This is a genomic window from Haladaptatus sp. (assembly GCF_049589095.1).
Taxonomy (GTDB): domain Archaea; phylum Halobacteriota; class Halobacteria; order Halobacteriales; family Haladaptataceae; genus Haladaptatus.
The window spans coordinates 1-3,681 of the sequence record NZ_JBAWAC010000622.1 but is presented as its reverse complement, the minus strand read 5'-3'; the positions used below and the strand labels follow the sequence as shown (position 1 = coordinate 3,681).

At 58.9% G+C, this 3,681-nt stretch carries 2 protein-coding genes and 1 pseudogene; 2 read left to right on the top strand and 1 reads right to left on the bottom strand.

The genetic code is table 11. The features are described from left to right. Nucleotides 1-1,663 (top strand): LAGLIDADG family homing endonuclease (locus tag WBV42_RS19765; protein ID WP_423987564.1); only part of this gene is annotated, 1,663 nt, incomplete at its 5' end. Nucleotides 1,664-2,006: 343 nt separating this feature from the next. Here the strand turns inward: WBV42_RS19765 and WBV42_RS19760 are convergent. Then, nucleotides 2,007-3,107 carry a DUF373 family protein gene (locus WBV42_RS19760; protein WP_423987563.1) on the bottom strand — a complete coding sequence of 367 codons (1,101 nt, stop codon included), beginning with the start codon at nt 3,105-3,107 and terminating at the stop codon, nt 2,007-2,009. Between the two features lie 199 nt (nt 3,108-3,306). Here WBV42_RS19760 and WBV42_RS19755 point away from each other — a divergent pair. After that, nucleotides 3,307-3,681: pseudogene (locus WBV42_RS19755) on the top strand (alpha/beta hydrolase); the annotation flags it as partial.

Genomic DNA, 3,681 nt, shown 5'->3' with positions numbered 1-3,681 from the left:
CAATTGGGTGAATCGAGATAGTGTTCCCGTAGCTGTATTCGTGGAGCTATTCGGAAAGGACCAGTTAGTCCAAATCCTGCCGGACGACATCATGCTCGGTGTTTGTCGAGATACAGCGTCGGTCAATAGAATGCTGAGTATTGATGAGGATATGGGACGAGTCCTCGGCTATTACACAGCCGAGGGTTTCACTCGACGTGAGGAAGGAGAGTTCTACCAAACGACGATTTGTGTTCCTGATGAGGCACCCCGAAATCACATCATCCAGACACTGGAGAACAAGCTTTCAGTGTCTCCGTATGAAGAAAATGAATGGAAGGTTACTACCTCAAGTCGTCTCGTTGCACTGCTGTTTGACGAAGTTCTAAAAGTAGGTTCAAGCGCAGAAGAAAAACGGATTCCTCAGTGTCTCTGGAACTCACCACAACAGGTTCTTCGGGAATATCTGCGCGGATATTTCAGTGGGGACGGCAGTACCTCAAGTGAGAGAATCGACATCAGAGCATCCACGATAAGCGATGAGCTAAAAGACGACCTTGTTGCGGTACTGAAGCGATTCGGAATCACAACCAAGGTGTATAGCGAACTGCGACGACCTTCGACAGGAGCAGTTGCTGAATTCTATGAGCAGGAGCCGGTTCCAGAATTCGAATCGTGGGTTCTCAAGATAACTTCGGAAAACGCTGTTCGTTTTGCCGAGAGTATCGGGTTTGACCTCGATAGAAAGTCCAAAGCGTTGCAAGATGCACTTAATGCGGTTCCCGTGCGTACTCAGCGTCTATTCGGTGACGGTGGCGACCTGTGGCTTGATGAGGTGAAATCAGTAGAAGTTGTAGAGAGCGATATTGAACGGACTTACTCTGTTACGGTTTCGGATACTCATACGCTCGTCGCAAACGACCTCTATGTTGGTCAGTGCGACGGCGACGAGGACTGCGTGATGTTGCTGATGGACGGCCTGCTCAACTTCTCGAAGGAGTTCCTGCCGGACAAGCGCGGTGGGCAGATGGACGCGCCGCTGGTGATGTCCTCGCGCATCGACCCCTCGGAGATCGACGACGAGGCGCACAACATGGACATCGTGGACCGGTATCCCCGCGAGTTCTACGAGGCGACGCTGGAGATGGCGGACCCGGAGGACGTGGACATCACCATCGCGGAGGAGTATCTGGGCACCGACCGCGAGTACACCGGCTTCCGGCACACGCACGACACCTCGAACATCGCGCTCGGGCCGGACCTCTCGGCGTACAAGACGCTCGGGTCGATGATGGACAAGATGAATGCCCAGTTGGAACTGGCCCGGAAGACGCGAGCAGTCGATGAGACGGACGTGGCCGAGCGCGTCATCGAGGGGCACTTCCTGCCGGACCTCATCGGGAACCTTCGTGCGTTCTCGCGGCAGGAAACCCGGTGTCTCGACTGCGGCGTGAAGTATCGGCGAATGCCTCTCTCCGGCGACTGCCGGGAGTGCGGCGGCCGGGTGAACCTGACGGTGCACCAAGGCTCGGTGAACAAGTACATGGACACCGCGCTACAGGTCGCCGAGGAGTACGACTGCCGCGAGTACACCAAACAGCGGTTGCGGATCCTGGAGCGCTCGCTGGAGAGCGTCTTCGAGAACGACAAGAACAAACAGTCCGGAATCGCGGACTTCATGTAGAGATCGGTAGTTGGGTTTTTGGCTCTTTAGCGGTTTTAGACGGCCAGTCGTTACGAGAAAGTGCTAATTTTACTGTGACTACAAATACCGAGCGGCAATGAAACCGCACCGCAACAGCCCACACGCCTCCCCAGCCGATTCCTTCGCTCCCTCCGGTCGCTCACTCATCCACCGTCAGAGCTTCGCTCTGACGAGCCGTTCGCTCGCTACCGCTCGCGAAACCTCGCACGTATTTTCCGAGACAGTTCGGCCAGCAGTTCGGCCGAACCGTCCCGTCAGCGCGCGCCACTCAGAAGGACGGAATTGTAGAAGTAGAACGGACGAAATTCGTGAAACCGAAATTTTAGCTCGCTCGTGCCTGTCCTGACCTCGAATAGCGCGATTCGGCGATGGCGAAGATGAGGGTGCTCGTCAGGCCGAGCAGGGTTCCGGCGGTGAGCATCCCGGCGAGGAATTCGAGCGAGGCGCGGCTGAGGAAGTACGCGCTGACGGCGTAGAGAACGCCGCCGATCGCGAGGACGTAGAACGGCGCGTTGAGGTAGCGCCACTTGAAATCGTCGGCGAGGTATTCGTCGGTGATCTGGCCGAGGCTGGAGGTGATCCCGGCGGCCGAGAACCAGACGACTGCGCCGTAGATGAGCGCCGCGAGGACGCGAAGCGCGCCCAGGCTGTTACCGTCGTGTTGGTGTTGGTTGGAATCGAGGGTGTTGTCGCCGCTGACGCCGCCGATGACGAGCAGTGCGGCGGCGACGACGTAGGTGATGAGCGTCACGCGACCGGAGTAGAGGCTCGCCCGGGTTTTCTCCGCGAAGCGATCGACCAACCGTTCGAGACCCAGACCACGGAAGAGGATGTAAAGTCCGAGGAGGGCGGACGTCCCGCCGAACACGGCCCCGCCGGGCATGCCGAGTCGGTCGGCCGCGAGCGCGAGGGGGTAGATGAGCATCAGGATGCCGAGCGGGACCAGAATCGTCCCGCGGGTTTCGGGGTCGTCCAGCACCTGCTTGATGGTGTAGTACATCGACTCCAAGTCCTGTGCCTGCCGGACGACGACGCGGCGGACGCCGTCCACGGGAATACGCGAACGGATGACCGGGATGACGCTCTCGTCCTGTGCTCCGTCGGTGACGATGACGGTCGTGATCTCCTCGCTGGTGTTGATGCTCGCCAACACGGTATCCACTTCCTCGCCGACTTCCCGGTTGGCGCTGATATCACTCCCCTCGTTGCCGGTGACGATCGCGACTTCGACGCTCTCGTCGGATTGGATTCGGTCGTAGAGGTGGACGCCCTCGAACATGACGTTCACGTCGCTGTCCTCGGGGTCTGCGGTGGCGAGCGCGACGGCGGCGGCCTCGACCTCGTCCCGACCGACGACCGGCGTATTAAAGCCCGTCTTCCGGCCGAGATCGTCGTCGAGGTCCACACACAACACCAGCAGCATTGGCGGTGTGTACGCGGCCGACGGTTAACTGTTTTCGGGAACGGCAAGAAAACGACGATCGAAGTCTCAAAATCGACGGAAATCGAAGTGACAGAAACAGTTCGAGAGCGTCCGAAAACGGTGTAAACAGTCGTTCGTTCGTTGAACGACCGACATTAGCTCGCGTATAATTAACCCCCCTGGAAGGAGTGTTCGAGCAATGAGCGAAACGCCGACACGGCGTCGTCTCCTCCGAGCGGTCGGAGTCGCAGCGACGGCGACACTCGCTGGCTGTTCGTCCGGCGGTAAGAAGGTATCGACGAGTACCGGGACGCCCGACGGGAAACGAACGACGAAGGCGGGAGCCGGAACGGGAACGACGGAGACGGGATCCGGAACGGAGACGAGTACGAGTTCGACGACGGACGAGGAAACGACGTCGGAAACCACCACTCAAGAGACGAGCGAGGAAACAACTGGGGAAACGACGACCGGCACCGCGCCACCGAAGGGCGGTGGCGACGTTCGGTTCACCACCCAAAGTGGAGCGACGGTTCACGGGACGTTGGTGGGCGATGGTAGCTGTGGCATCGTG

Bases quoted from the DNA above. Each gene is read 5' to 3' on its own strand.
- WBV42_RS19760 (WP_423987563.1), bottom strand. From the start codon at position 3,107: ATGCTGCTGGTGTTGTGTGTGGACCTCGACGACGATCTCGGCCGGAAG.